4 protein-coding genes are annotated in these 3,463 nt (G+C 51.4%); 1 reads left to right on the top strand and 3 read right to left on the bottom strand.

Features of this window, described 5'->3' with window-relative positions:
- From HOK28_03390 to HOK28_03380, 3 genes are all read right to left on the bottom strand, one after another.
- A partial coding sequence (locus tag HOK28_03390; GenBank protein ID MBT6432110.1) for a 2-hydroxychromene-2-carboxylate isomerase occupies positions 1–264 on the bottom strand: 264 nt, incomplete at its 3' end.
- A complete protein-coding gene (locus tag HOK28_03385; GenBank protein ID MBT6432109.1) occupies positions 261–863 on the bottom strand; it encodes a 2-hydroxychromene-2-carboxylate isomerase in 603 nt (200 codons plus the stop codon). The genes HOK28_03390 and HOK28_03385, both read right to left, overlap by 4 nt.
- An 11-nt stretch (positions 864–874) precedes the next feature.
- Positions 875–2,896 carry a hypothetical protein gene (locus tag HOK28_03380; protein ID MBT6432108.1) on the bottom strand — a complete coding sequence of 674 codons (2,022 nt, stop codon included), beginning with the start codon at positions 2,894–2,896 and terminating at the stop codon, positions 875–877.
- A gap of 115 nt (positions 2,897–3,011) precedes the next feature.
- Between HOK28_03380 and HOK28_03375 the strand changes: the two genes are divergently transcribed.
- Positions 3,012–3,463, top strand: a 452-nt coding sequence (locus HOK28_03375; protein MBT6432107.1) for a hypothetical protein, incomplete at its 3' end; no start/stop codon positions are given.

Raw genomic sequence — 3,463 nt, 5'->3', positions numbered from 1 at the left:
GAAGCGTGTGGTAAACTTGAAAGGCACGCCCCAGTGCTCGGCCCACCGGTCTAAATCTTTACCGTAGTAGTTACGTTTAACGTCTGGAAAAGTCATGACGGGTACCATGGGGGTTCCAATGGCCTTAAAAATGGCGCCCAGAAGGACCGGCTTGAGAACCGCATGGGCATTGAATTCGGAGGCCAGCCGAGGCACCTGCGTGGAGCCCAAGTAAGCAAATGGACTTGAGTAGTCGAAATAAAAGTCAAAAGAGGGCTGTGTCATTTTGATACCTTATCTGCTGCACTAAGCGCTGCTTCAACAAAGTTCATTCTGTCTTGTCCCCAGAAAAGCTGATCTCCAACTACAAAGGTCGGCACACCGAAGACGCCGCACTCTACAGCTTCTGCGGTCTTTTGGCGAAGAGTATCTTTGATGGGCTGCTGCGTTGCAAGATTGCTCCACGCGGAATCGAGTCCCGCTTTGTCTAACACACCTGCGACAACATCCGCATCGGCCACATCGAGCCCGTCTATCCAGTAGGCCTTGTAGAGCGCATGCATGGTTTCGACACCTTGGTCGCCAGCAGCGAAGATGGTGCGCATACAGTGAACAGTGCGCCGAGGGTGACCGTTTGGAAAGTTGAGTTCCACGTTCCATAAATCTGCCCAGCGCTGCATATCGAGTAAATTATGGCGTGCTTTACTTGGGGGCATCGAGTTCATGGGAACCGTAGGTGAGCCTACTGATTGTAGGACGCCGCCCAAGAGAATGGGTTTGTAACTTACGGTTGCTCCGCATTTATCGGCCAGCGCTTGGATTTGCGTTGAACCCAAGTAAGCGTAGGGGCAAACGATGTCATAATAAAAATCAACATGGGCCATGGGGTTGTCCTTTACTCACAAGGTGCATCAACGGAATCAGCGGGTTCTAGAATAATAGCACCCTCAGCTCTGCCTACGCTCTCTAGAAAGCAGGTATACTGATGGCGCGATCCTTCTTGATTAAAGACTACATAATGCCCGAGGGTGTGGGGCGCTGCAAAGCTGACCACACCAGAGGTGTAGCCTTCGAAATTACTTTGGACTGGAAGGGCCTGTGTTGAGCGGCCGGCAAGTTCGAGGCGCTCGTTAAGAATAGGCTCTACAAAACCGCCAGCAATTGGGGTTCCTAAACTGATGGCCAATGCAGCTTGGGAACGAGGATGGAAATAACCATCTCGGTACCCAGCGGTCATAAGAATATCCTTTGGAGCAAACCCGGGATGGGGATCAAGAGATACGTAGGGACCTTTGGCAACCGGGTCGACTTTATCCCAAAGACTTTGAAATGTGTGCAGGAGTGGATGGGCTAGATGAATGTCGGGCTGCCCATCGAAAATTAGGAGCTCAAGTGTGGGTTTGAGGTCGAGAGGTTCAAGCGCAGTGTTGGCTATTTCTATGAGCATGCCTCCGGAGCCGGAAAAGACAACACCCTTCACGCGGGGGTCTACGGTTGCCCATGCTACACCAATGGTGCTTCCCATACTTTGGCCCATGGCACTCAGGCGATTCGGATTGAATTGAATCAAATCATTCGCACCGTTTCCTGCGTTTAGGTTTGGGGAGAGGGAGGCATCAACGGATGTTGCAAGCATGAGGCGAGACAAGATGGTGAGTTCCATGGCAGAGACGTGAAAGTTATCAATGGTTCCATCTATATTACCGAGGATATTATAGAGCATCAGACCATTTTGGTCGGGAGGATTGTGACGGGTTCCGTGAAGAGGGAAGTCAAAGCCGACGGTTGCGATGCCGCGTCGTGCGAGCCATTCCGCGGGACCGGTACCAGGCTCAGGGTTTTCGCGAAGTTCTTCTTCAACCTCTTCTTGAGGGCCGCGGGTGATGGCTTGATACCAGTTTCCGCCAGATCCATGCATGTAGATTGTTAATGGAAAGCCGCCATCGGGCTGAGCGCTTTTGGGAATGGTTAGGGCAAGCTTAACGTCTTGATATGAACGGATCAGAGGGTTTCCATCTTCATCCCAAGCAATACGCCCCTCACCAGAACGGGAGTAAGGCCGCTCATCGTGCTGAATCACAGGTACCTCGTAGGTACCCACTAAGACTTGGTAGCTTTCATAGTCTTCGCGAACTTCCCATGCTTCTTTGAGTGTGGGTGTGGGGAGGCTTTCTGCCCAGTTGGCAAGTTTAAGTAAGAGTGCATTGGGGTCCAAAGTGGAGAATACAGCAGCTCCGCTTACACTGCCCAAATCAAAATCTTCGAGAGCCAAGGTAGCCTTGAGAGCACTTAAGTGGGCTTCTATTTTTTCACCGCCGTCATCCACAAACGCTTCGTGAAATTCTTGGCTTCGGCCAACCCGTGTACCGTCCGGTGCGAGTACTTTATCGGTGACGACAAGCGCGTACTCGGAATTGGGCTCTCTCAAAAAGCCAAAGACTGGAATGGCGGCGATGTAGTTTGCAGGTGACCAGGCATCTGGTTCTTCGTGAAAACTGACATCAATGGGAATGCGCTCCCCACGTCTTGCCGAACCTTCTTGAACATTGATGAGAAACACGCTGGCATCGGGGAGCAAGGAAGCGGCCGCAGTTTGTGGAAGGCTTGCCGTGGCAATAATACCGCTCATGGGTGCGAAAACTCCAGAGGAGAGCCCCCAACCGTTTTGCAGTCGCCGGTCTGCAGTGGTCAGCCACATTTTAAGGTAATCGTTTGACCTGTTGTCGGGCCAGTTAGAGAGCCCGTAGCTACCGTCATCTTGGCGACGCAGATCACTAGGCAGTGGCATATCCCAAAATTCGCTGCTTTCTGTATCAAACTTCATTTGCACAGAGCGCTCGACCCAGTCTGGCGAACAGGCTGATTGTGAGCACGGAACAATAAGTATCAAGCATAGAAAGGCTATGGTGCGCTGCATAATGACTCCCCGGTAATCTGAAAACCCATGAATGTATTGATTAACTCAATTGGCCGCGGCTGACTATGGCCTTTCACGGATCTCTCAGGTAGGCAGCTGGCGGGAGAGAATTTCTATGGCACGAAGAAAAAGGTCGATATCACTACCGGTCACGCTGGCATCGGTGACCGTAGCATTGAGTATAGCGCTTTTGGTGGGCTGGATTTTACTCATCATGCGCAACTGGGAACTTACTCAGGTCACTCAAGATGTTTGGCTCCTGGTTGCCGGGGTCATTTCTTTTGTTGTGATCATGACGGTTCTGGTTCTTTTTGTAATCTTTCTCGCCCGAGAAATTCTTGAGGTGCGCCGTCAAGATAGCTTTATCGATTCGGTAACACACGAGCTGAAGAGTCCGCTGGCCTCGCTTTTGTTGATGGTACAAACGCTGCAGCGACACAACTTAGATGAAGCACGCCGTGGAGAGTTACTCGAGATGATGGCTGATGACATCGACAGACTTTCCGTGTTTGTGGATGACGTTTTGGTTGCCAGTCGGGTAGCCTTCGGTAAAACAACGCACCGGCT

The sequence above is a fragment of the Deltaproteobacteria bacterium genome (assembly GCA_018668695.1).
Lineage (GTDB): Bacteria > Myxococcota > XYA12-FULL-58-9 > XYA12-FULL-58-9 > JABJBS01 > JABJBS01.
The sequence above is the reverse complement of the archived record's forward strand: the minus strand, read 5'-3'. Positions and strand labels throughout refer to the sequence as shown.